This is a genomic window from Saliphagus sp. GCM10025334, from assembly GCF_042663485.1.
GTDB lineage: Archaea > Halobacteriota > Halobacteria > Halobacteriales > Natrialbaceae > Natronosalvus.
Genome location: NZ_JBHTAF010000002.1, coordinates 659,082 through 682,540, shown reverse-complemented (window position 1 = coordinate 682,540; position 23,459 = coordinate 659,082). Strand labels below are relative to the sequence as shown.

General features: G+C 61.7%; 17 protein-coding genes. 5 read left to right on the top strand and 12 right to left on the bottom strand.

Translation table 11 applies throughout. From position 1 onward, the window contains the following. Nucleotides 1–4 precede the first annotated feature (4 nt). Nucleotides 5–976 carry a glycosyltransferase family 4 protein gene (locus ACFQO4_RS11665; protein ID WP_500261072.1) on the top strand — a complete coding sequence of 324 codons (972 nt, stop codon included), beginning with the start codon at nt 5–7 and terminating at the stop codon, nt 974–976. Next, complete coding sequence (locus ACFQO4_RS11660; protein WP_500261071.1) at nt 969–2,945, top strand: glycosyltransferase family protein; 1,977 nt, start codon at nt 969–971, stop codon at nt 2,943–2,945. Before ACFQO4_RS11665 ends, ACFQO4_RS11660 begins: the two co-directional genes overlap by 8 nt. Before the next feature lie 528 nt (nt 2,946–3,473). Here ACFQO4_RS11660 and ACFQO4_RS11655 read toward each other — a convergent pair. Then, nucleotides 3,474–4,052, bottom strand: a complete 579-nt coding sequence (locus ACFQO4_RS11655) for a metal-dependent hydrolase (RefSeq protein WP_500261070.1) — start codon at nt 4,050–4,052, stop codon at nt 3,474–3,476. Then, nucleotides 4,053–5,036, bottom strand: a complete 984-nt coding sequence (locus ACFQO4_RS11650) for a DUF8471 domain-containing protein (RefSeq protein ID WP_500261069.1) — start codon at nt 5,034–5,036, stop codon at nt 4,053–4,055. A 391-nt stretch (nt 5,037–5,427) separates the two neighbouring features. Between ACFQO4_RS11650 and ACFQO4_RS11645 the strand changes: the two genes are divergently transcribed. Continuing rightward, on the top strand, nt 5,428–6,018 hold the full coding sequence (locus ACFQO4_RS11645; RefSeq protein ID WP_500261068.1) for a DUF7344 domain-containing protein: 591 nt from the start codon (nt 5,428–5,430) through the stop codon (nt 6,016–6,018). Nucleotides 6,019–6,139: 121 nt separating this feature from the next. On the opposite strand, the gene ACFQO4_RS11640 is transcribed toward ACFQO4_RS11645, so the two are convergent. Then, nucleotides 6,140–6,649 carry a hypothetical protein gene (locus ACFQO4_RS11640; RefSeq protein WP_500261067.1) on the bottom strand — a complete coding sequence of 170 codons (510 nt, stop codon included), beginning with the start codon at nt 6,647–6,649 and terminating at the stop codon, nt 6,140–6,142. A gap of 267 nt (nt 6,650–6,916) precedes the next feature. Continuing rightward, complete coding sequence (locus tag ACFQO4_RS11635; protein ID WP_500261066.1) at nt 6,917–8,650, bottom strand: hypothetical protein; 1,734 nt, start codon at nt 8,648–8,650, stop codon at nt 6,917–6,919. Between the two features lie 279 nt (nt 8,651–8,929). Here ACFQO4_RS11635 and ACFQO4_RS11630 point away from each other — a divergent pair, with 279 nt between their 5' ends. Then, the gene (locus ACFQO4_RS11630; protein WP_500261065.1) at nt 8,930–10,303 is read left to right on the top strand and encodes a polysaccharide deacetylase family protein; all 1,374 of its coding nucleotides are present in this window, start codon (nt 8,930–8,932) and stop codon (nt 10,301–10,303) included. Between the two features lie 207 nt (nt 10,304–10,510). Here the strand turns inward: ACFQO4_RS11630 and ACFQO4_RS11625 are convergent, their stop codons facing one another. Both ACFQO4_RS11625 and ACFQO4_RS11620 read right to left on the bottom strand, forming a co-directional pair. Next, complete coding sequence (locus ACFQO4_RS11625) at nt 10,511–11,746, bottom strand: PKD domain-containing protein (protein WP_500261064.1); 1,236 nt, start codon at nt 11,744–11,746, stop codon at nt 10,511–10,513. A 164-nt stretch (nt 11,747–11,910) separates the two neighbouring features. Beyond that, a complete protein-coding gene (locus tag ACFQO4_RS11620; protein WP_500261063.1) occupies nt 11,911–12,912 on the bottom strand; it encodes a glycosyltransferase family 2 protein in 1,002 nt (333 codons plus the stop codon). Between the two features lie 140 nt (nt 12,913–13,052). Here ACFQO4_RS11620 and ACFQO4_RS11615 point away from each other — a divergent pair, with 140 nt between their 5' ends. Then, a complete protein-coding gene (locus ACFQO4_RS11615) occupies nt 13,053–14,354 on the top strand; it encodes a polysaccharide deacetylase family protein (protein WP_500261062.1) in 1,302 nt (433 codons plus the stop codon). Nucleotides 14,355–14,576: 222 nt separating this feature from the next. On the opposite strand, the gene ACFQO4_RS11610 is transcribed toward ACFQO4_RS11615, so the two are convergent. The 6 genes from ACFQO4_RS11610 to ACFQO4_RS11585 form a co-directional block, all read right to left on the bottom strand. Continuing rightward, nucleotides 14,577–15,026 (bottom strand): response regulator, encoded by a 450-nt coding sequence (locus ACFQO4_RS11610; protein ID WP_500261061.1) that lies wholly within the window; start codon nt 15,024–15,026, stop codon nt 14,577–14,579. A 236-nt stretch (nt 15,027–15,262) separates the two neighbouring features. Further along, nucleotides 15,263–16,897, bottom strand: a complete 1,635-nt coding sequence (locus tag ACFQO4_RS11605) for a flippase (protein ID WP_500261060.1) — start codon at nt 16,895–16,897, stop codon at nt 15,263–15,265. Between the two features lie 159 nt (nt 16,898–17,056). Then, nucleotides 17,057–18,538 carry a right-handed parallel beta-helix repeat-containing protein gene (locus ACFQO4_RS11600; protein ID WP_500261059.1) on the bottom strand — a complete coding sequence of 494 codons (1,482 nt, stop codon included), beginning with the start codon at nt 18,536–18,538 and terminating at the stop codon, nt 17,057–17,059. Between the two features lie 640 nt (nt 18,539–19,178). Beyond that, the gene (locus ACFQO4_RS11595) at nt 19,179–19,838 is read right to left on the bottom strand and encodes a helix-turn-helix domain-containing protein (protein ID WP_500261058.1); all 660 of its coding nucleotides are present in this window, start codon (nt 19,836–19,838) and stop codon (nt 19,179–19,181) included. A gap of 85 nt (nt 19,839–19,923) precedes the next feature. Next, nucleotides 19,924–21,612: an alkaline phosphatase family protein gene (locus ACFQO4_RS11590; RefSeq protein WP_500261057.1), complete on the bottom strand. Its 1,689-nt coding sequence runs from the start codon at nt 21,610–21,612 to the stop codon at nt 19,924–19,926. 331 nt (nt 21,613–21,943) lie between these two features. Continuing rightward, the gene (locus ACFQO4_RS11585; RefSeq protein ID WP_500261056.1) at nt 21,944–23,446 is read right to left on the bottom strand and encodes a sulfatase; all 1,503 of its coding nucleotides are present in this window, start codon (nt 23,444–23,446) and stop codon (nt 21,944–21,946) included. Nucleotides 23,447–23,459: the final 13 nt, after the last annotated feature.

Genomic DNA, 23,459 nt, shown 5'->3' with positions numbered 1-23,459 from the left:
CGACATGCACGTATTACACCTCATCACCTCTACGCGTTCGTTCTTCGAGCAGCAGATTTCCGTCCTCGAGGAACGTGGCGTCGAGTGCACCGTCATCGGCGTTCCCGGCGAATACACTGCCGACTCGCCGCGGACGCCCGTCGACTACCTGCGGTTTTATCCGAAGGTGCTCTCGCACGTCTGGTCGGGAGAGTACGACCTGATCCACGGCCACTACGGTCTCGTTGCGCCGTTCGCGCTCGCCCAGCCGACGCGTCCGGTGGTGATGAGCCTGTGGGGAACCGACCTGATGAGCGACATGCGCTGGCTCGAGTCGATCAGCCGCTACGGCGCCCGCTTTGCGGACGCCACGATCGTTCCGAGCCCCGCGATGTCGCGCGAACTCGACACCGACCACGTCGAGATCCCGTTCGGCGTCGACACCGAGCAGTTCAGACCCGTCCCACGCGCGGACGCCCGCGAACGCGTGGGCTGGGATCCCGACGAACGCATCGCGCTCTTTCCGTACGATCCAAACAGGGATGAGAAGGACTATCCGCGGGCCAAACGCATCGTCGAGCGCGCCGACGCCGACCTCGAGTTGCGAACGATCGATGGCGTCCCCTACGAAGAGATGCCCTACTACATGAACGCCAGCGACATCCTCCTCGTGACCTCGAAGCGCGAGGCCGGCCCGATGGTCATCAAAGAGGCCGCCGCCTGCAACGTGCCGGTCGTCTCGACTGACGTCGGTTTCGTCCGAGACACGATCGGCGAGGTCGACAACTGCGTCGTGAGCGACGACGACGCCGACCTCGCCGCGGGCCTCGAGATGGTCCTCGACGGCGACCGACGGTCGAACGGCCGTGAGGTCGTCGACGGACTGAGCCTGGACGCAATGGGCGACCGTCTGCTCGAGTGCTATCGCGACGTCCTCGGACGGCGGTCCCGGCCCACGGGCCGGCCTCGCGACCTCGAGGTGACGGAGAATGCGTAACTCGTCGTTTCTGTCGGGAATCCGGCCGTTGCGCCTCGATACCGTCGCCGCGATTTTCGGACTCGTACTGGCGCTGGCGATGCTTCCACTCCGGTTCCTGGCGTCCCAGATCTACATCGAAACCGTGCCAATCGTCCTCGGGTTAGCCTGCGGGTTGTACCTGCTGTCGCTGTATGCCCAGGACACTAACCCGGCGATGCCGACGCTGTCGAGACCGGCCCTGATGGCGCTGCCGACGCTCGTCTTGTTCGGCCTGTCCGCGCTCGTCGCGCTGACGCTCGTACAGGGCGAGCGAACGCTCGCCTTCTTCGTGTTGTCGGGTCTCGTCGGGACGCTGTTGATCGCCCAGATCGTCTTCTCGCAGGACGAGACGTTCAATACGGGACTCGTTTTGCTCCAGCTCGTCCTCTTCGCGTTCGTCTTCCGGTTTACGGCGCTGTACGCGACGCCGGGATACATCGGCATCGACATCTGGACGCACATGGAACTGGCCGGATCGATCCTTGAGGAGCGATCGCTGAGCGCCATCTCCAACGATAAACACTACGGTTCACCGCTGTATCACCTGCTCGTGGCGTCGAGCGCAATCGTCTTCGACGTTCCGCTGCGGGCAGCACTGTACCTGACCGTCGGCGTGGTGATGCCGCTCTCGATCTTGCTCGTCTACGCGACGGCGAACCTGCTGATCTCGCCGCGCTGGTCGGCGCTCGCAGCCAGCCTGTTCGCCATGGCGAGTTACGTCTCCCTGTGGGGGATGCACCTGATCCCGACCAGCATGGGGCTCGTGTTCTTCCTCGGCGTCCTCTACGCACTGATTCGCGTCATGCGGATCGAGTACACGCTCCGTGACTTCACGTTACTCCTGGTGTTGAGTCTCGCGGTCATCCTCACCCACCAGGTGTCGACGTTCATCATGCTCGTGGTGCTCGTGACCGCGTTCCTCGCCCAGCTCGTCTTCATGATCGGCCCGTTCGGCCTCGACCGCCTCGATACGAACACGTTTCGGACGAAGAAGCCGGTCAACCTGGTCGGCCTGGTCGTCTTCAACTTCGGGCTGACGATCTTCGTCTGGTCGCTCACGCCGTATCGCCAGGATTCGTTCCTGGGGACCGTCCTGAGCTACTTCACGCAGACGATCGAGGAAAGTGCCGGCTTTCTCAACATCGCCAGCGGGACGGGAAGCGAGGACTCGGCTAGCGAAGTCGCAGCACCGACGCTCCTCGATCAGGTCGTTCCGTACGTCGATTCACTCGGATTCTTGCTCCTGCTCGGACTGACGTTCGCGGGCTGTCTGTACGTCGTTCATCGGAAACGGGCGGAGCAGTCCGTCTTCACCCTGTTGCTCGCGTCGGCGTTCATGCTCGTCTTCGTGATGGGGCTACCGATGTTCGGCATTCGAAACTTCATCCCGACGCGCTGGTTCGCCTTCCTCTACGCGCCGATGGCGATCCTCGGAGCGATCGCGATCCGCGTGTTCATTCGCGACCTCGACCCCCGACTTGCGGTCGTCACCGTGCTCCTGGTGGTCCTGATCTACCCTGGGGCAATGGCTTTTGCCGCCGAGAGCAACACCGAGAATCCGGTCTTCCCCCAGCAACACGAACAGCTGGCCTACAGCGATTCGGAACTCACCGCCGTCTCGTCGATCGGTGAGATGACTGGCTCCCCGGCCGGCTCCGAAATTCGACCCGATCAGCAACTACACACCGACCATCCGTACTTCACGGTCTTCGATCGGACGGGCGCCTATCCGTCCTCGTCGTACGTCACGATACCCGAAGACGGCGTCGCTGAACACGACTACACGGTCTACCGGACCAGTCAGACGGAGTCCGTGGCCTACTTCGTTGAAGACGATCGGGCGCAGCTCAAGTCGGTCGATCGCTCACAGATCTGTCGTCCGACCCAGGCGACGGTGTACGATAACGGTGACGTCAATTTCTGTACGCCGTCGCCGGTTTCGAACTGATGGGCCGGTCACACCGTCTGCGTGCCGCTGACTTTTCACTCGAACACGACGTCACGAGCGCTCGAGTCGCTATCGACTGAGTGACTACCACTCGAGCGAGTGCGTACGTGTGCGTGTACGTACCCAGGGTGGGAAGCACAACTCGTGCTCGAGTGGAAGCCGTCCAGGCAGCGTGTCATCCATCTCGAGTCCGTGAGAACGAGATGGCGGTATGATTGGACCCGCCCGCAGACCGCGCCACGAACGTCTCGGACGGCTTCAGACGAACGCCACACGAGACGTGAGAAGCGGTGTGTCACTTTCATCTCCCTCGCCCAGCACAGGTATCGATCTTCGTTCTGGCAGACGAACAGTGTTACCTCCTCACGTATCGGACGTCGTTGCAAGTGGATCCGTTCGTTTCGGTGGGGCGTCGCTCGAGCATCTTACTCGTCGTCCCTATCGCTGCAACGGACGGCGTGTAGGGTGCAGGGGCGTGAGTGGACGACGACTGAAGACGTGCCGGGCGTGTGTGGACGGACAATCGAACTACGTCCGCCGGGACACCCACCGCCAGCAGTCGGCGGCGACCGGCGCCCCATCGTACACCCACAGGACGACGGTGAGGACCAGCAGACCGAGAAGCACTGTCAACTCCTGGGGGATATCGCCGCTGAGAAACAGTTCGAGGGATCGGTTGCCGTAGATGACGACGTGATCGAGGAAGCTCCCCTGATCGACCGTCGGCGGCGATGTGACCGGCCACGTGACGGCTCTCGGGTTGAGATGGCCGCCCGTAAGCCACGGATAGACGATGTCCCCGCCGAGATGGGACAGAATCGCGATCGAGAACGCGGTTGCCTGTCGAATCGATCCGCGCTCCCAGCGGTGGAGGAGTACGTATACAGCCAGGCAGACGAACGGAACCACGAAAATCGAGTGGACGACCGAGTAGCCGGTCTGGGTGACGCCGAACGTCCAGGCCAGCGGCTTATCGACGAGATCCGGCAGCTGTGAGCCGACGGCGACCGCGAGCGTCTCAGGCCCCGACGGACTGCGTCTCCGAACGACGTTGGTGTAGAACGAGTACAGCAGGTACGCGAACAGCAGGTGCTCCCATGGCCACATTCACTCCACCACGATCGGTGCCTGCACCGCCCGGTAGGCATTTTCGGTCGAGGGATCGGCCGGCGGTTCCCCTTTGTACAACAGCACTGTCAGCCGGACGTCGTCCCCTTGCATCGTCGGCGTCATCTCGAGGGTCTGTTGTTCCTCTTGGCTGTCTGCGAGTGTAATGGATTCGCTCGCGAGCTGTTCTCGTTCTTCAACCGTTGCGTCTGACTCCCCGTAGCTCACCCGCTCGAGAAGAACCACAGTAGTGTACGTTTGGTCCGTTCCCTCGTGGTTCGTGATCGAAACGGTCACGTCCGAGGCCTCGCCCGCTGCGTAGCTGGCCTGGTACACCGTGTCGGTATCGCCCGTGATAGGTTCGGTCTCGAACGCGAATTCAGTGTACGATTCTGAGGTCGGTGGGTTGGCGACCGCGAAGCCGGTCGTTGCGACGAGAACCAGGAGTGCGATGACGATTGCGATATTGAACGGTCGCGTGGACACGCCAGTGGATCGACTCGATCGACTGAACAGGAGACCGGACATACCGACCGTCAACGCGAATCGGCGATCGGGTGCGCATCGGTACCGTGCGACGATCGCAAAAAGTGTCAACAGACCTGTTAATCCTGCAATCCCGAGGATGACCGTTTCCGGAGCAATACCCCTAGGGGCTACGCTCGCAATGAGGGCAATCACGGGAACGAGAAAAATACTCGCAACGATTGACAGGATAATCCGCTCCGTCGACGCCAGACCACCAGAGACTAAAAGTGGGTTTCGAAGCCCAGTGCGGTCGATATCGAACGGCTGGTAGTCGTCGCTCGGCGCGTCTGGGAACAGTACGGCGATCAGCGCGTATCCAGGCAAGAATAACACGAGCGGCAGGGCGAATGCCACTCGAGCGACGCCTGGAACGCCGAGCAGGAGGCCGAACGAGAGGAATCCGGTCGCCGCGACGACGGCGGCCAGATCGAGAAACCACCAGTTGTTGTCGCTCATTGGTTCTCGAGAGGTCCTCACGGTCATTTATTATCTGGACGGTAATTCTCGGGGGTTACAGGCGGAAAAAACGGGGAATATGACCTGGAATGTAACGTTCCAGACACTGTTTTGCTATCTTCGCCCTTCTCTCGAGACTGGCCTCTCACATGGCCAAAAAATGGTCTTGAACGGTGGCTAATACCGTCCTATTTTGAGCGAAATCAATTAGTAGTTGGATATTTTATATAAAGGTGATTCTGGCAGTATGGGGCCTATAGTTGCTAATAACTGGGTATTAAAACGACAGAAAATGTCTGGGACGGCCCGTGAATTCAACTAAAATGAATCGTTCATCGCTGGACGGTTTCTATCCTTTATTACCCGGAACTGTTTCCAGAAGACTGGTGCGATGAAGTCCGAATATATCAGCCCTGAAGAAGAGGACGAGCAGACGACTGATGGGAGCGCCGATGCTCCGGAAGAGGACGTCCCATTTTCGAAGGACGAACTCTTTCATCTACTGCAAAATGAACGTCGCCGGCTCGTGCTCGAGTATCTGCGCGATACGGAGGGGAGCGTCCGCATGCGCGACGTTGCAGAGCAAGTCGCCGCGTGGGAACACGAGACGACCGTCGACCAGCTCACGTCCGCACAGCGCCAGCGTGTGTACATCCCGCTTTACCAGTCACACCTGTCGAAACTCGACGAGGCCGGCATTATCTCCTACCAGAAGAACCGCGGGGTCGTCGAACGAGAGCCACTGGCCGATTACGTCGACCAGTACCTCCAGGTTGGAGAACCGACGGACGAGGAGTCTGCAGAGCCCAGCGCGAGCGGCGGTTGGGACGATTACTATCTGGGAGCGACTGCGCTGTGTTACCTGGTCTTCCTGGGCGCGATCTTCGAACTACCGTTCGTCTCACTGCTCTCTGGCATCGGCCTGAGCGCGCTGATACTGCTGTTGTTTACGGTACTGACTGCTGGGCGATTCGTTAACTGAGTCTCCCGTTGATCGGACGACGGTCGTCTCACCGTGCTGACGACGGCCCTCCTTTCTGTGTCAGCTACGTTTTCTCGAGAAGACTACGTTATTACGTTGAGACAGCCGTCGGATGGCAGTGTTAGAACGGAGTCGCCGTGACGACACCAGTCGAGACGAGAAATAGCGTCGTCGCGAGCAAGATGAGCGAAAGTAATCCGAGGACTGGTCGAGAAAACCAGACGTCTTCGGTGTGATCTTCGGTTTCTCGGACGTGTTCGATCATTCCTTTCTCGGCGTCGAATTCCAGTGCTCCTCCCGCTTCGAGCCCCGGAAGCCGTTCGTCGTAGAGGAGTTCGTGAACGTCGGCCCACGTTTCGATCGGCGGATCAGCCGGCCAGATGAGGTGGTCCGCGAGCTCGTCGACTGTGACTGGCGCTCCTAGCTCGGCGATTTCTTCGAGGAGCGCCCTATCGGATTCTGGCACGAACGAGGCGGCCGATACCGACGGAGTCGACGACGAATCCGTCGACTCGTCGGTCGCGTAATAGATTGGTACCTCGGGTGCGGGTGAAGCGCTGTCGTCGGGGACGGACTGAGTGCCCGAAGACGCGTCTCGCGACGAACGAACCCAAGACGGCGTCAGACGCATATTCCAACCAAACAAGTGATGGGTTATAAGTATTCTCCTCATTTTTCGATTCTGAACAGTACTACGAGCCCATTAGAGAGCGTTGAGGCGAGCAAAACCGAGTAATGACTCATCGGTCCGTACGTTCACCAATTTGGACACCTTCGCGAACGAACGTGTGTGAAAGACGGTGACAGAACCGTTGTTGAGAAATTTGAAACCGACTACAGAGCATCTTTTGGGCTATTACTCACCGAAACAGTCCACTACTGTCACACGCACAGCCCGTTACAGGGGAAGTGGCTGCGTCGAACGGTCGTCGTTTCCGTTTTCGTCTCTCGCTACTGACCTCGGGTGAAGCCACGAACGAGCATTGTCGACGTCGTCGGTCGAAGCACCGATCCACCGGTTGAGATCGTTCAGCCGTAACTTGTGTCTCGCCGGTAGCCCGTGTACGTGTTCGAGCTCGGGGAGGAGTTTTCGGTCGAGTCCGTAGTGATCGAAGATCCACCTGCGGTCCGGCCACGGCGATTCGAACGGCTCGAGCAGGGGCGTCTTCCGGCGGATAAACCGCTCGGCCTCGTTGAGCAGGGTCACGTCGTGCGGACGATCGGGCGGACGATGGTGGAGGAGATTGGGATCGAGGCGTTCGCAGGCCTCGAGGAAGGTGTCGGTCGTTCGGTGGGCCGGTGGCGTCTCGAGGTGCCACCGGACGAGTTCGATGTCGGCCGCGAGGAACGACGCGAAGAAGTTGTCCGCGAGGTGATTGTGAAACGGGATCGACGGTTGGTTAGCGATTCCACAGCACGTCAGCGAGTTCTGGGTCGTCACGGCGCGGTCGCCGACGGCGTCGAACTCTTCGGCGATCGCGTCCCGGACGAACGGCTCGGGGTCCTCGTCGAAGGCGATGCGCTCGGAGAGAGCTTCACTCGACTCCCGATCGTATCCGAACTTTCCGAGAAGAGAGTCGACTGGATTGGGGTCTGGATCGAGTCTGTTTCGCGGAACCTCCGTTCCGAAGAGTTCGATCGTGTCCTGTGCGGTGAAGTGGCCCCGGAAGAACGTATCACAGAGCAGGCCGTGATACATCGTATCGACGTTCATCTCGTCGGTGTACCCGGCGTGGTGGATGTGGAGTGACTCTTTGATACCCTGTCCGTACCTGGTCTTCGACTCTTTAGCCAGCAGGTAGTGCTCGTCGGGCTCGAAGGCGACGTGGTCGACCCCGTACTGGGTCGCGACGCGCCGTGCGCCGGTGACCTCCTGGGCTGACGGCGTTCCGACCGTGTAACACCGGTCGATGTCGGGTATCGTTGGCAGGAAAATGCGGGAGTCGTAACCGGCCGACAGGAGCAACCCCTTTCGCCCCGGGAGGATGGATCGCCGTTCCAGTGCCCGTTTCAGCCGAGTAGCCAGCTCGTCGACGTAATCGAACTGGTGGGGCTGGTAGACGAAGCGTTCGAACGATTCCACCCCGGATTGGGTCAGTCGGCTATCTATCGGCAATCGCGAGAGCTCCTCGAAGGCAGCCTTTTCCCCGAGGGTTACGCCCAGGTGGAGGTACTCGAGGACGGCGTTTCGGTTCACCGTCGGTTCATCGACCGTCCGGGCGACGCTGGCCGCGTCGGTCCCGAACGTGCGGGCACCCGACTCGTCGGTGTAGAAACACTCTCGAGAGCGAACCGGGTCGGTCGCCACGAAGGCGTCGTCGTCGACGGGATCGACGACGGCGAGGTAGGATCCGTTCAGCACGTCGAACGCCGCGTCGTCTTCGGAATCGTACTGCTCGAGCAGCCAGCGAGCCGCGTTGGTTTCGTCGCCGGGAACGTAAGCTTCCCCCCAGACGACACAGATACCACGTTCGTCGGCGTAGCGGGCGCTCCAGCCGGGCGTACCGAGACCGGGGTCTCTGATACCGACCGTGATCTCCGTTCCTGCGAGTACGTCGTCGAACGCCTCCACAGACCGGTGACGTTCGAACGTCTCGATGCTTCCAAACACGCCGAATAGTTCCTTGTTCATCGTCGAATGTCTCCCTCGAACGAACCGTCGACGGCGTCCCGCCGATCGTGGTGGGGCCGTCGCGCGTTCGCCTGTGTACCTACCAGTATCTGGCGCCGCGTCGTTTACTATGGCGTCATTAAGCCTCGAGCGACCGACGGACTTGGTTCGAATCGCGCCCGAATTCGGGGATTCTGGGATTGGAACCTGCTGCGGTGGTCTGCTGCGGTATCGGATGAGTGCTCGAGGGGTCTATCGCGTCTATAATAATGGGGTCGTTGCCGGTACTGCCGGGTACCAATGACGCGAGACAACACGACGCGGCGACGCTTCCTGGCCACCTCGGGTGCGACTGCGATGGCGGCCGGGCTCGCGGGCTGTACTGATCGCCTGAACTCCTTGCGTAGTAACGGGGACGGAGACGGGGACGGTAACGGGAACGGTAACGATACTGGCAACGGCAACGACTCCAACGGGAGCGAAGACGGCAACGACACCGACGGAAACGAGGACGGCAACGGCGTGCCGGCACTCGAGACCGAGTACAACAGCCGCGAGGAGTACCGCCAGCCGGGCGACTCTATCGACGACTTCGAGGATCTCGGTCCGTGGGAGGTCGTACAGGGGTCGGGCGAAGCCGACGAGGAGGTCGTCTTCGACGGGTCACAGAGCTTCCATCTCACGGCGGACGAAGACGAGAACATCGTCGTCGAGCGCGAACTCTCGGACGTTGATCTGACCGACCTCGACCTCTCGTTCGCCGTGCGAACGACGACCCCAGATCGGATCACCATCAACGTTCGCGTCGTCGACTCCTACGGCAGCGAGCGAGTCTACTCCCTCCGGGAGATCACCTACCGCGCGCCCGACGTCGGATGGTTCCGCTCGAGCCCCGGCGTGTTCGAGGAGAGCTCGATCGAGCCCATGATGGACGACGTCGCCACCCTCCAGTTCCAGGTGCTCCACTCGATGCCGGAGGCGGAGGTGTGGATCGACGACCTGCGCGCAGTCCCAACGGCCGACAATGGATACGTCATGCTGTCCTGGGACGACGGAACCCTGGACTTCCTCGAGAAAGCGAGCCCACTCCACGACGAGTACGGCTTCAGTGCGGTCCAGGCCGCCGTCCCCCGATGGTCCGAGGAGGCCCGCGATGGGATCATGTCGACCTCGCAACTCAAGGAGCGACAGGAAGCGGGTGACCAGATCGTTACCCACGGGACTCACTCTCGCATGCACGAGTACGATGACGAGGACCAACTGGACGGTCGCCTCAGGGGGGACAAGAACTGGCTCATCCAGCACGAGTTCATGGGCGCAGATTTCATCGTCTACCCGCACAACAGCTACGACGCCACCAGCCTCGAGTACATCTCGAAGTACCACTACTGTGGCGGCTTCAACCAGGCCGGGAACGTGAACACCACGAACGTCCACGGCTTCGATCCGCTGGCGCTGCCCCGGACGATCGGTCACGACCTCGACATCGCCAAACGCTGTGTGGACCTCGCCGGCGCGTACAACCAGTGTACGATCTTGAACTTCCACGAGTTCTCCGCGAACAACACCATGCCCGAGGAGGACTACGAGGAACTGCTCGCCTACATCGACGAGTCCGACGTGGAGGTCATCACGTTCGACGAACTCTGGGAGATGCGCACGTCCGGAAACTGATTCGGTCGAATCGCCAGGAGTCACTCGTCTCGTCGTTAGCGTTTGACGACACTCGAGCGAGTACCAGTCCTTCGAGAGATATCGTGTAAGACAGCCTGATCGATAGCGAGTGTGCTCACGTCCGGACGACCCTCTCGAGGCGCCAGACCGCGCCACCTCACCACACGAGCGGAGGTGGTGCAGCCAGTCGCTTTCCTCGAGTGGAACTCAGGAACTCCCCGCCGAGAGCGTGATCTCCGCGGTATCGGTTCGTCCGCCGTCGTCTTCGACGCGGAGGACGATTGGATGGTCGCCCTCCCCGCTGATCGTGACGTCGATCGTTCGTCCGGTCTTGTCGAAACTGCCCTCGTCGTAGACGCTCCACTCGTAGCGAACGATCTCGCCCTCCGGCGCACGCGAACAGGAGGCGTCGAGTTCGACGGTATCGTCGACCGAGAGCGTCCGCTCGGCCGCGTCTTCGGGCGTCGTTCGGATTTCGGCGACCGGATCACGACCCGGCTCGCCCGCGTCGGGGTCGTCGGGTTCGGGTTCGGGCTCCGGTTCGGGTTCCTCCGGATCGTCGACGTCCGGGTCCTCGACGTCGGTCTCGTCGTCTTCGTCGTCTTCGCCGCCTTCGCCCTCTTCGTCCTCAGCGAAGAGCCCATCTCCGACCAGCGACTCGACGATCGCCAGATGCCACTGGACGCGCGTCTCGAGGCTGACGTCGACCGAGAGCGTCTCCACCAGGAAGGCAGGTATTTCGAGTTCGCGCGCCGCCTTGTGTGCGACCAGACCCGACGGCGAGGCGTCCGGCCCCGCGAAGTCGTCGGTCTGGAACGCGAGGTCGTCGTCGACGTAGTCCTGGTTGACGAGGGCCGCCGCTTCCTCGGCGGCGGCCGCCGCCCCGTCGTCGCTCGAGTGGAAAATCGCTTGTCCGACCCCGTCGACGTCGTCACCGGTGTAGACCCCAACCGACTCGTGAAGGTCGATGAGGGCGTCGGGTTCGTACTCGAGGAGCACGTCCCAGACCGCGCGAGCGAGGTCGGTTCGTGGCTCCTCACCCTCGGGAAACTGCCGGTTGAGGTCGGTGCCCTCCTCGTCGGTTCGCGTGCCGCGTTCGATCGCGGCGGCGTTCACTTCGGGGATCGTCACGAGCGTTCCGGCCGTAATCTCCCAGTCAGCGATCTTGCCGGCGGCCGTGTATCCGGCCACCTCGTTCCCGTGTATCCCGCCGAGAACGACAACCGTCGGTCCGTCTGCCTCCGCCTGCGTGACGTATCCGGTCGTCTCCCGGTCGGTGCCGGACAGGATGGTAAAGGTATCGCGAGAAACGGCCGATCCGTCGGCCGCTGTGCTTCCCTCGTTCGCGGTACCTCTGCTCGCGTACGCGACGCCGGCACTCGCCAGCGCGCAACTGCCAGCAGCAGTCAGTAGCGATCGACGTGAGATTGAACCTCGATCCATGCCAGTCCGGACTGGCGCTCGAACTGGCTTTACTATCTCGGCGATAACGGTGAAAGGGCGAGAGAGACCCCTTGAGGGGCCTATTTTCGGCAATTGTTTTCACATAATGAAACATTACCGGAGACCGTCAGCGACAGGTGAGAATGTCTGGAGTCTCCGAGCTGCTATCGCGTCGACGATCGATCGAGAACGCGGTTCGTGAGCGTCCGTCGGCCGAGTGTGCTGGCGACGAAGACCAGCGCGAGCGAGGCGACGACCGGAAGCGGCCGTCGCCGGACGCCAGATCCCGTCGCCCAGAGGAGGCCGGGGTAGTGCCGGGCGGAGACGGCGGCCTTTCGCAGGTGCCAGGCCCCCCGGAGCAATCGCCCCTCCGCGAGGTACCGCTTCGCGAGGACGAGTTGGTGTCTCGAGCGAATCTCGTACCCCTCGACCTCGTACCGATCGACCAGGTCCTCGTGTTTCGAGAGGTACTGCTGGTCGGCTCGACGGACGACGTCCGCTGGCGGGTGCCCCGTCTCCTCGCGGACGACCAGCTTTTCGTCCACGTACGCGAGTTTCCCCTGCTCGAGGACGCGGAGACAGAACTCGGGATCCTGGAAGCGATCAAGTTCCTCGTCGAAGCCCCCGATCTCGCGGGCGACGTCGGTTCGAACGAGCAGCGTCGAGCCGGCTCCCGGCTGGACGCCGTCGGACAGGATCTCGCCGATCAGGTCGTCGTTGCCCTCCATCGTCGGCTGCTCGTCCGTCCGCGAGAGGAGGCTCGCGGCGACCCCTCGGAGTCGACCGCTGGTCCCCTCGAGGTCGAACGCCGTGTCGCAGTAGGTCCCGATCCAGTCGTCGCCGCGGTCCTCAATCGCTGCGAGTTGCTTCTCGAGTTTGGTGGGATCCCACTCGTCGTCCGAGTCGAGGAACGCGACGTACTCGCCGCGCGCGTGCTCGATGCCGGTGTTGCGAGCGACGTTTGCCCCCTGGTTCGTCGCGTGGACGACCGGACGAACCCGCGGGTCGTCGTACTCGGCGAGGACCAGTCCGGTGTTGTCCGTCGAGCCGTCGTCGACGACGACGACCTCGAGATCGTCGATCGTCTGCTCGAGCGCGCTGTCGATCGCGCGCACGAGCGAGCCGGCCCGATTGTACGTCGGGATGATAACGCTAACGCGTGGCATCTACCCCGAATAGCGACCCCGCGTCCATTATTATCGAGTGGATAAGCGCCGTATACGGCGTATTTCCACCACATAAGGTGTTTCGCTCGAGCCACCTATTACCTCTATAAGAAAGGTGCAACGTGTTGACCACTCTGGTGATGACGAACCGAAATCGACGATCGTTCATTCGGACTGCTGGGACGGTTGGTGCACTCGGACTGGCGGGCTGTCTCTCGAACGACGGGAATTCGTCTCCGTCCGACTCGAGTGACGGCGAGACGAACTCGTCGGACGGCTCTGACACCGGCAACGGTAACGAGACCGAGTCCCCCCAGAACAACTCGAACGGCGAACTCGACCACCTTCCGGGTGAGACGCTCGAAGACTTCGAGTCCCTCGACAACTGGGCCACGTTGCTCAACGGTGGCTCCATCGAGGCGACGACCGACGACCCCTACGCGGGATCGCAGTCCGCCCGGCTGCACGCAGGCGAGAGTAACGAGTCCGCCGGTTCCTCGTTCATGCTCCCCGAGAGCATGGATCTGTCCGATGCGGCCTTCTCGATGGCCGTCAAGTACTCGGGCCGAGAACAGTTGATGATCACGCTGGAAGTCCTCGCACCGAACGCGCGGAACAAGGTGACGTTGCGTCGGGTGCTCACCGGACCGGTCGACCGCTGGGTTCGCGTCGACTTCGGGACGACGAACGTCGATACCTCGCCCGACCTCACGGACGTCCGCGAATTCCGGGTCATCGCTCACCGGCGCGGTTCGAACGAGGGGCCGATCGACTTTGCGATCGACGACCTTCGCGTGACCGAGCGCTCAGGCCAGGGATCGGTGCTGTTCCTCTTCGACGGCACCCTCGAGTCCCACCACGCAACCGCTTTCGAGCACATGGAGTCGTTCGGCTTCGCTGGTGTCGAGGCTGTCATCCCCGAAGCAGTCGGCGAGACCGGACGCCTCACGCACGATCAGATGCAGGACCTCGGTGACGCCGGCTGGGACATGGCCGCTCGCCCGCGAACCGGTTCCAGAAACCTCAACGAGTTTACGCGCGAGCAACAGGAGGGCACGATGGAACGGACGAATAAGTTCCTCGAACACCGCGGGTTCGAAGACGGTGCCAACTACTTCGTCACGCCGCGGAACATCATGGGACCGAATACCTACGACCTGGTTCAGGAACACTACGACGTGGCGTTCCGCTACGGGGGCGGCCCGAACGGACTTCCGCTCACCGACCCGCACAACGTCGGTACGTTCTCGGGGACGGCTGGTTCGGAAGTGACCCAGTACGTCGACTACGCCGACCAGTACGGTCAACTCGCCGTGATCCGCTTCGAGGAGATCGGCGGTTCCGACGGGATGTCCGAGGACGCGTTCGTCGACCTGCTCGAGTACGTCGATTCGGCCGACGTCCAGGTCGTGACGGCCTCGGCGCTGGCCGGTGGCGCGTGATTGGACGTACGGATTGCCGTCCGTGATCGGATCGAAGCGTCGACCGCCGACCGCCGACTGAAAGCGTGATCTCGGACCTCGACCACGAGCCCTCTGGTGACCGAAATCGACTCGCCGCCCGTGCTTTTCGCGACGCTTTTCAACGTGTTCGCGGTCGCGTTCGCACCCACGTTCGTACTCGAGCGCGAACACCTCGAACACTGGATCGAGTAACTGCCACGTTCACCCTCGAGTGTCGGGGAGTCTGGCAGTCGACAGCCAGAACTCCCTGACCGACTCGATAATCTCGAGGAATGCGTCGGGGTCGACTGGCTTCGTGAGGAACGCGTTCGCACACTTGTCGTACGTCCGCAGCACGTCCTCGCGCGCCTGTGAACTGGTGAGTACGACGACCGGAATCCGACGAAGCGTCGGTTCGTTCTTCATCTCCTCGAGGATCTCGTCGCCGTTCTTTCGCGGGAGGTTGAGGTCGAGCAAGACGAGGGCTGGTGTGGGACTGTCGGCGTACTCTCCGCGCTGGAAAAGGAAGTCGAGCGCCGCGATACCGTCGTGGACGACGGAGAGCGTCACGTCCTCGCTGTGTGCCCTGAAGGCTTCCTCTATCAGGCGGATATCGCCAGGATTGTCTTCGATCAGCAGCACGTCGGTGTGTTCGTTCCTAGTTGCGTTCATTGCAGTCTCTTCTCGATGATACGTCTACGGCTATCCGAGATTCCCCACCGTCCCAGCCCGCCAGTCGCCGCCCCTGTTGCGTCTCGGTCGTCGTTCTCGTCAATCACGAACACCACAACAACTTCGGCCGAAGATCCATTGTGGAAACTAGGAACGTCCCTCCTGTAAACCCTTCCTCCAAAAATATTCGTGTCTGTTGGCCAGACTACGGTCGTAGCCCCGTGAGCGTCCACCGTTCAGGGGTGAGTCATTCCAATCCCCGGACCGACCAGGCTGAGAACGAGCCCAGAAACTAGCAGCGATAGCCCGATCGCGACGAGCAGGCTCTGTCCCATCGCGACCGGCGAATCGCCTCCCGTTGCCTGGAGGTGCCGACAGACCTTGCTCGCGACGGACCCGATCGGATCTGGCGCGATCGCGAGAATTTCGAACGGTTCGGCAGGATCGAGTGCACCGAGCAGGATCGCGAATCCGAGGAAGATGGCGAGTCCGACCGGCGGAACCACGACGAGCGCGAGCCACGGGTTCTGGATGGCGGTTGCGAGCGCGAAGATCGGCAGCCCTGCGAGCCCAGCCGTAGCCATCGCCTGGCTGAGTCGCGCGTCCGAGAGCGGGTTGAATCCGATCGTTCGAGCGCTCAGGACGTGGAAGGCGAACATCGAGCCGTACCCGATGCTCGTGGCGACCGCCGCGCCGTGCATGCCAAATCTGGGGATCAACAGGAAGTTGAGGACGACGTTGATCCCGGCAGCGACGCCGGTCGCAGCGACGGGATACCGGAGCTGTCCGTTCCCCTGTGAAATCGCGAGAACCGGGCGTGCGAGTGCGAATCCGAGTGCACCGGGCAACAGGAGTATGAGCGGTTCGACGGCGGGTTCCGCGTCCGACCCGAAGTAGAGCGGTACGGCGACGTCTGCCAGCGCGGCGAGGCCGATGGCCATGACGGCCGTCAGGAGGAACGTGTACCGGGTCGTTCGGGAGGCGAGCGACGATATCTTCCGGTACCGGTTTTGCGACCAGAGTTCCGACGTCGAGTGAACGTATACCGTCTGCAAGGCGAGTGGAACGAACCAGAGGAACTCCGCGAGCGTGAGCGCCGCTTTGTAGTTCCCGACCTCCGAACTGACCCTGAATTGCTGTAGCATGATGATGTCGACGTGATACAGCGACATCAGGAGGAAGACGAGGACGATGCTCATCGAGTTGAACGTGAGCATCTCGCGTCGAGGAAACCGCGACGACGGTGAGGTGAACACACACGATAGCGACTGTCGTCGATTGATCACGTACAGTCCGGCGAGGCCGACCGACAGACTCGCGATCAGGTGGCCGGCGAGCGCCCCCGCCACGCCGAACCCGAGAGCTGCGAGCGGAATCGCGACGAGAACGAACCCGATCGTATCGAAGGTCTTCAAGGGTTCGGAGTAGCGCTCGAGGCCGAATCCCATGAGCGTCTTTCGGGCGTAATCGCGGAACTGGGCCGTGATGACGAGGAGGGCGAGCGCGTAAAAGTACGGAACGAACCGCTCGCCGAACGCTGCCGCGACGAGCCCGAATCTCGCGGCGACGATCATGAGTGCAGCGCCCACGAGAGCGAACACGACCGCGAGCCGAAAGTAGAAACTGACGACGTGTGCCTCCCAGTTTTCGGCACCTCGATCCTCGGCGAGGAACTTTCGAACGCCGTCGGTAATTCCGGAGCTCACGAAGATCATGTAGATGGCGAACACCGAGAGCAGGAACGAGTACTCGCCGAACTGAGAGACCCCGAGCAGTCGGTACAGAAGCGGGGTCGAAATGGCCGTCACCACGAGAACGACGACTTTGGCGCTGACGACCGAGAGGACACCGCTGGCAATACTCCGGTTCATGGCTGTCTTCGGAACCCGAAACCTGGTTCCACCACCCTACTTCGATCGATATCCGACACGGTCACTGGGTGGACGAACGGCTTGACAGCGTGTTATTATAGGGGGACTAAGTAGCGTCGACCGCGACTAGTGCGCCTTCGTCGGGCTACCGTCGGGCGTTCAGGACGACGTGTTCGAGTAGGTGTAGACGTTACTCGCACCGAAGTCGCGGATGCCGTTGACGAGACGGTTGTACTTGAACGAGACGCCGTCCACCGAATCGTACAGGCAGGCCGCCTGTTTGCCGCCGGTCGATTCGAGGTCGGAAGACATAACGAGATTGTCGTCTCCGAGGTCAACGTAGGGGTACTTGCTCGCGCGAAGGGTGCTCTTCCAGACCGTCAGGTCGTCGGCGGTCGACGTGATCCCGTTTCGGCTAGCACCACGCCGACTGGACTGGTCAACCTCGGTCGCGTTGAACCGGCAGTTGTCTCGCTCGACGCGGATGGCGTCGCGGAATCCGGAGGCGTCACCTGCCTTGCCGGTGATCGTGAGGTATTCGGCGAGAACGCGGTCGGTCGCGCTCGTGTTGCGGATCCACACCGGGTAGCCGCCGGCCGTTTCGTGGTTGATCTTCGTATCCACGATTGTGACCTCCCCGCAGTTAGGGGAGACGACAATGCCGTGATTGACGTCGTTGCCCTGCATGTCAATGCGAACGCGCTCGATTCGAGCGCTGTCACACGTGCTCATCGCCGAGATTGCGTGGCTGGTCGGCATCGGCGAGGTCACTTCGACGGCCGCTCCCTTGATACGCAGGTTCTTGCCGTTCTCGATTCGAATCCCGCGCTGAGCCGCGTCTTCCGGACGGGTGTCGTCGATTCTTACCGTCGGCCAGTTGATCTCACTGCCGTTACCGCCGATGCGGAGATTCGCGCCGTTACTGTTCCGGTAGGTGCCGCCGCTGACGATTATCTTCCCGCTTCCGCCGGCCGCGTAGAGACCGTTGTCAGGGAAGGCGCCGAGCGTGCAGTGTTTGAACTCGAGGGTGCCGGCGTTCTGGTTCGCAATGATGCCGGTCGGACCGCGCCATCGCTCGCCGGCCGTCGGGGTGTTGTCGATCCACTCGCCACCGTGGGGGGCGCGGAAGCGTTCGACGATGCCGTAGCCGCTCGAACTGGTGACGTTGAACAGGCCCGGTCCCCACGTTCCGCTGTCGTGCTGACCCTCGATGTTGATGTCGCGCACCTCGAGATGGTCGGAGACGTGAGCCTCGATGACGCGAATTCCGGTGTCGGGGGCCGTCTGGTCGACGTCGAACCCCTCGAAACGTAGACGGCGTCCTGGTCTGTAGCCGACGCCGAGACGGAAGAGCCGGTAGCGCGGCCCCTCGAAGTTGTAGTAGTTCGCGGGGACGAGCGTCGCGTCGTTACCGATGAAGGCGACGTTGTCGAAGCCGGTAAACCGGAGCTGGCTGTCCATGTAGTACCGCCCCGGTGGGAAGTAAAACAGCGTGTTGTCGTTCCGAAGGTTCCTGAGCACCGGAGTGATCGATTTGTTTCCGGTGTTGTCGGCGCCGGCTTCGACGACGTTGACGACGTGTCGGTACTCGCCGTCGTACTGTGTGTACGAACCCGAAGCCGCACTGGCACTCGTGGCCATTCCCACGAGAGAAACACCGGCAGCGGCGACACCACCCATAAATGCTCGCCGCGATCGGCCGTTGTTGTTCGATGAGTTCTGTTCGTCTCCTACCTGGGATTCGTTTTGGAAATCCGAAGGTTGAGCACCCGAATATTTTGCACCGCTTCGTTTCGCCATTGATATTCACTTTGTTTAGAGTAACGTCCCGGGCCAATATCTATGGATTCGGATATCCAGCCTTTAAGACGGGTCGGATTATCAGAGTGATAACCCTGGAAATTCCGTATTATGACTGTTTTGCTAAATGCAACATGGCCCGAAACGGTGTTTTGGGGTCTTCTATGGCCAGTATTCTGTTTCAGGAATGAAGACTGTCGAATCACTGCCGCCACCGAGTGGGAACGTCTACCAACCGTGAACCGCCCCGCCGTCCCACCCAATCCCACCGACTTGCAGCGGGCGGGTGAGTTGCAGTCCTGCGCTCGAAACCCGTGGAACGGTCAGATACGGTCAGACACGCGCGTCGCTCACGAACGGGCACGTTCTCAGGTACCGAGAATCGCTAATACTGGAACCGAAGGCGGAAATCGTGACACCGCATCACCGGGTCGATCGAGGCAATGAGCGTAGTTAGCGGGCGAGGAAGTCGGTTCGTGACTCAGCGGTCGGGCGTTCGATCGTTCTCGAGGGTCGACTCGATGAGCTCGGCGACGGCACGGCGAATCCGCTGAGAGACCGCTGACGTCGAGATTCCGAGCTGGTTCGCCAGATCGTTCTGGGAGGCACGACGTGGGATTTCAAAGTATCCCGAGTAGTATGCTTTCGAGAGAATCTCGTGTTGCTGTTCCGTGAGAAAGTAGGTATCGTCGTCGTCCTCGGCCGTCGACTGGGACAATCGATTGACCCGGAACGTGATCGACCAGGATCGACAGTACTCGCGAAACGCCGATAATGCCTCCCGGTCTGGAACGTGTATACGGACCGTCCACCCGTTCTCGTTGCTGATCGTCTCGAACACGAAAACACCTCTGGCGGCACATCGATACGGGACGATTTCGAGGTTCGTATCGATGGCTAGCTGGTAAATCGCTCGTCCTTCGAACGTGGCCACCCGGGTCGGATTCGAAATGGTGTGGTCGTCGGCCATTGTCGCCTCGACCCGCTCGAGGTCGTCGCCAAACACCGAGACGAAGCACCGCTCACCCCCGTCGGTCACGACACCGTACTCGTATCGTATCGTCACATCCGGTTTTGCCCGGATCGTGGGTGCGAGAACGAGATCCGGATGTGACAGTGAAACGTGTGCTACGAAGCCCATGTACCAGTATACGTGTGCTATCGATGACGGGGACAATACTTATGAGTAAAATAAGATCGAATGACTGTTTCACCGACTGAAACGGTTAGTTCATATACCCAAGATCGGCGAGGCGAGCGGTTACCGTCTCGTCTGCGGCCTCTCGACTCGCTGGCGTCGACTCGCTGGCGGTTGGATACGCTTCGGTTCCCAGAGAGTCGACGATTGGAAGTACCGTCCCGTCCATACGATCACTCTGGGGCACGCCCAGTGCGGCTAACACGGTCGGTGCCACGTCGTAGATGGTGGGATGGCCGAGCGCTGCGGTCTCGTCGATCCCTGCTCCGCTCGCGGCGAAGACGCCGTCGAGTTTGTGATTCCACGGTTCCACGGGGCCGAACTGTTCGCCACACAATTCTTCCGAGAGCGCGTGTTCGAAGTCGGCTGGAATCGTCACGATGTCGACGGCGTGTTCTTCGTAGGGTCCGTGGAAGTACTCCTCTCGGGGGGCGACCGTCTCGAAGACTGGCTCTCCGTCGGGCGTCTCGACGGCCCGGAGATCGGCCATCAAGGATTCGCGGAGGGCGTCGTACTCAGACGGCGAGACGATGCCGTTGGGCTCTCGCCCCTCGAGGTTGATGCGAACGCCGAGTTCCGTTCGAGCGCGGACGTACGCCTGCGAGGCGGCGAAGTCGACTTGCCTGTTGGCCGTCCGGGCGACGTTCTGCGGGGCGTACTTGATGACGTGATCGGCGAGGCCAACTCGCTCGAGGGCGATTCGAGCCCGCCTGGCGGTGATGCCGAACCTGGCAGCGACGGCGGCCGCTCGTTCGGTCATCGTCGGCTCCCAGCTATCGCAGTCTTTCCCCTCGCGTAACTGGTGACGCATGGGCTGCCAGGAGGGCATTCCCTTCCCGCTGGTCGTCGCCTCGAGGTATCCTGCCTCCTCGAGGAATTCGTTGATCCGGAACTCGTAGCCCTCGTACGGGCCCATCCCGTGATCGCTCACGACGAAGACGGTGTCTGGATCACACTCCTCCAGGATCTGCCCGATCTGGTCGTCCGTCGACTCGTACACCGTCTCGACCTTGTCGGGGTCGCCCGCGAACTCGTGAAAGACGGTGTCGGTCTTCTGGAACTGGACGAACCCGAAGTCAGGCTCGTGCTTGCCGACGAGATACCGGAACGCTTCCCCGCGCATGCGAATGAGGCGCTGGTACTCGTCCATCTTCTCGCGGTCGGAGATCGATTCGTCGCCACGAGTGTAGTTCGGATAGACGCGGTACTCGCCGATGGCCTCTCGAACCTCTTCGAGCGTTCCTTCGGGGTGACACTTCGGATTCTCCGGACCGATGAACCCGGGGATGATCGCGCCGTCGAATTCGTCCGGCGGGTGAGTCACTGGTACGTTGACGACGACGCTCGAGCGACCGTGGTGGTCCAGGAGCGACCAGAGAGAGCGTTCGTGGACGTCGTCGTTGCTGGAGACGTGCCAGTCGTAGCCGTCGTAGCCGACGAAGCCGACGACGCCATGTTTGCCGGGATTGACGCCGGTGAAAATCGACGGCCACGCGCTCGGCGTCCACGGCGGAATCTGTGACTCGAGCGGGGCCGAGACGTTCCCGGGCCCGGTACAGAGTCGCTCGAGGTTCGGAATACGCCCTTCCTCGTAGAGTCGTTCGAAGACCGGTAGACAGCCAGCGTCGATACCGATTAGCAGTACGTCGAGACCCGAGTCGCCGGTCGTTCGCCCCGACGCCGATGCCCCATTCGTTCGATTGTGTCGTCCTGTCATCCTCTCACCGCCTCCCAATTAGTTGTTGTTTCCGGCCGTCCACATCCACTGTGTCTGGACAGGGCTCGATTCGAAGTGGCTTCATACGGATGCCAATACGCGGAGCGCCCTTCATTATCGAGGTGTTAAACCCTGAATTCACGCCATAAACCGATCTGGCAGCGAATTCGGCCGGGTCAGACACTCACGCCGGAAGACTGTTTTCGCTCGTTGACGTATCCTCGAATGCTGAACGGCGTTGATCGCTCGCCCGTGTCGCCGATTCGGGCTGAGCTCGCTTTACAGCGCCGAGTAACTCGCTGTTTCTTCGTTTCGAAAATGAAACGCCGGACTAGAGGTACCCGAGGTCGGCCAGCCGATCCTTCGTCGAGTCGGTCATCTCCGGTGTGGCTCCCTCGGTGGGGCGTTCGACGGTATCGACGCCCTCGAAGTGTGCCTCGAGTCGTTTACGAAGCGTCTCGACGCGATCAGGTTGCCGGTCGGACAGATCGACTGTCTCGGTCGGATCGCTCGAGATGGCGTGGAGGCGCTCGAACCCGTCGTCGCCACAGACGTACTTGTACTGATCCGTGCGGATCGCTCGTAGCCGGCGGTCGTAGGTGTAGACCTGCTCCGGGAGCGATCCGAACCGGGCCTCGAGGCGCTCGATCGACGGCTGAGGGGCGACGTACTCGGCGAACACGGCGTCTCTCGTCTCGGTGATCGCGTCAGGATGGAACGACCGCCCCCGACTCTGGGTTTCCATCTCGGGATCCGACACGCCAGTCGCCTCGAGCACCGTCTCGGGCAGGTCGAGCAACTGGACGAAGTCCGTCCGTCGCCCGCCATCGGTAAACGCCCCGCCGTGAACGACCAGTGGGACGTGGATCAGGGTATCGTAGAGGTTGTACTGGTGACCGAAGAAGCCGTGGTCGCCGACGTTCTCGCCGTGATCACCGCAGACGACCAGCAGCGTCTCGTCCCAGATGCCGGCCGACTGGAGCGCGTCACGGAGGCGCTCGAGTTGACTGTCGACGTAGGCGAGTTCGGCACGGTAGAGGCCGTGGAGAGCGGCGAACTCCGACTCGGAGAGGTCGTAGTCCTCGCAGTCGTAGGCCCGGGGGTCCTGGCGGATGTCCGTCGCCGCCTCGTAGTCCCAGCCGTCGGGCAGGAATCGCTCGGCGAACGCTCGGGGCGGATCGTACGTGATATGGGGTTCGATGTAGTTACAGAACAGGAAGAACGGCCGGTCGTCCTCTCGCGACCGGATCCAGTCGGCGACCCACGTCGTCGACCGGTCGGCGCCGTCGTCGCCGCTCGGCTGGAGAATTTCACTGTAGAGGACGTTCGCGGCGTTGATCAGCGGGTTCCCCTCGAAGAGGCGGTCGCGCGTCGCCTCGAGTTTCTCGCGGAGGTCCTCGCCGCGTACGACGGTGCCCATGTCGACATCGGACTGGATGTACTGCCAGCCGCGACGGAGGTCGTCGAACCCCCGGTCGAAGCCGAACTCGTCGGTGATCCAGGTGTTGTTCGAGACGCCGACGGTCTCGTAGCCGGCATCTCGATAGGCCTCCGGGAGCGTCCGGCGGTTCGAGTCGAGGTAGGTGTGCCCGCCGTGGGCGCCGTGTTCGCTGGTGTAGGTGCCGGTAAACAGGGACGCGTGCGATGGGAGCGTCCAGGGGGCCGTCGCGAACGCGCGTTCGAACGTCGTCCCCGCTTCGGCGAGCTGGGTGAGCGTGGGCATCGTCTCCCGCGAGACGCTCGTCTTTCGCGCCGTGTCGAGAACGACGAGAACGACGTTCCGCGGGTTTCGATGGGTCTGTACATCACGCTCGTTAGCGTCGTCCGTTACCATACGATTCATGCAC

What these genes read in the sequence shown, in the direction of transcription:
- ACFQO4_RS11665 (WP_500261072.1), top strand. Translation starts at nt 5, where the DNA reads ATGCACGTATTACACCTCATCACCTCTACGCGTTCGTTCTTCGAGCAG.
- ACFQO4_RS11660 (WP_500261071.1), top strand. Translation starts at nt 969, where the DNA reads ATGCGTAACTCGTCGTTTCTGTCGGGAATCCGGCCGTTGCGCCTCGAT.
- ACFQO4_RS11655 (WP_500261070.1), bottom strand. Translation starts at nt 4,052, where the DNA reads ATGTGGCCATGGGAGCACCTGCTGTTCGCGTACCTGCTGTACTCGTTC.
- ACFQO4_RS11650 (WP_500261069.1), bottom strand. Translation starts at nt 5,036, where the DNA reads ATGAGCGACAACAACTGGTGGTTTCTCGATCTGGCCGCCGTCGTCGCG.
- ACFQO4_RS11645 (WP_500261068.1), top strand. Translation starts at nt 5,428, where the DNA reads ATGAAGTCCGAATATATCAGCCCTGAAGAAGAGGACGAGCAGACGACT.
- ACFQO4_RS11640 (WP_500261067.1), bottom strand. Translation starts at nt 6,649, where the DNA reads ATGCGTCTGACGCCGTCTTGGGTTCGTTCGTCGCGAGACGCGTCTTCG.
- ACFQO4_RS11635 (WP_500261066.1), bottom strand. Translation starts at nt 8,650, where the DNA reads ATGAACAAGGAACTATTCGGCGTGTTTGGAAGCATCGAGACGTTCGAA.
- ACFQO4_RS11630 (WP_500261065.1), top strand. Translation starts at nt 8,930, where the DNA reads ATGACGCGAGACAACACGACGCGGCGACGCTTCCTGGCCACCTCGGGT.
- ACFQO4_RS11625 (WP_500261064.1), bottom strand. Translation starts at nt 11,746, where the DNA reads ATGGATCGAGGTTCAATCTCACGTCGATCGCTACTGACTGCTGCTGGC.
- ACFQO4_RS11620 (WP_500261063.1), bottom strand. Translation starts at nt 12,912, where the DNA reads ATGCCACGCGTTAGCGTTATCATCCCGACGTACAATCGGGCCGGCTCG.
- ACFQO4_RS11615 (WP_500261062.1), top strand. Translation starts at nt 13,053, where the DNA reads ATGACGAACCGAAATCGACGATCGTTCATTCGGACTGCTGGGACGGTT.
- ACFQO4_RS11610 (WP_500261061.1), bottom strand. Translation starts at nt 15,026, where the DNA reads ATGAACGCAACTAGGAACGAACACACCGACGTGCTGCTGATCGAAGAC.
- ACFQO4_RS11605 (WP_500261060.1), bottom strand. Translation starts at nt 16,897, where the DNA reads ATGAACCGGAGTATTGCCAGCGGTGTCCTCTCGGTCGTCAGCGCCAAA.
- ACFQO4_RS11600 (WP_500261059.1), bottom strand. Translation starts at nt 18,538, where the DNA reads ATGGCCACGAGTGCCAGTGCGGCTTCGGGTTCGTACACACAGTACGAC.
- ACFQO4_RS11595 (WP_500261058.1), bottom strand. Translation starts at nt 19,838, where the DNA reads ATGGGCTTCGTAGCACACGTTTCACTGTCACATCCGGATCTCGTTCTC.
- ACFQO4_RS11590 (WP_500261057.1), bottom strand. Translation starts at nt 21,612, where the DNA reads ATGACAGGACGACACAATCGAACGAATGGGGCATCGGCGTCGGGGCGA.
- ACFQO4_RS11585 (WP_500261056.1), bottom strand. Translation starts at nt 23,446, where the DNA reads ATGGTAACGGACGACGCTAACGAGCGTGATGTACAGACCCATCGAAAC.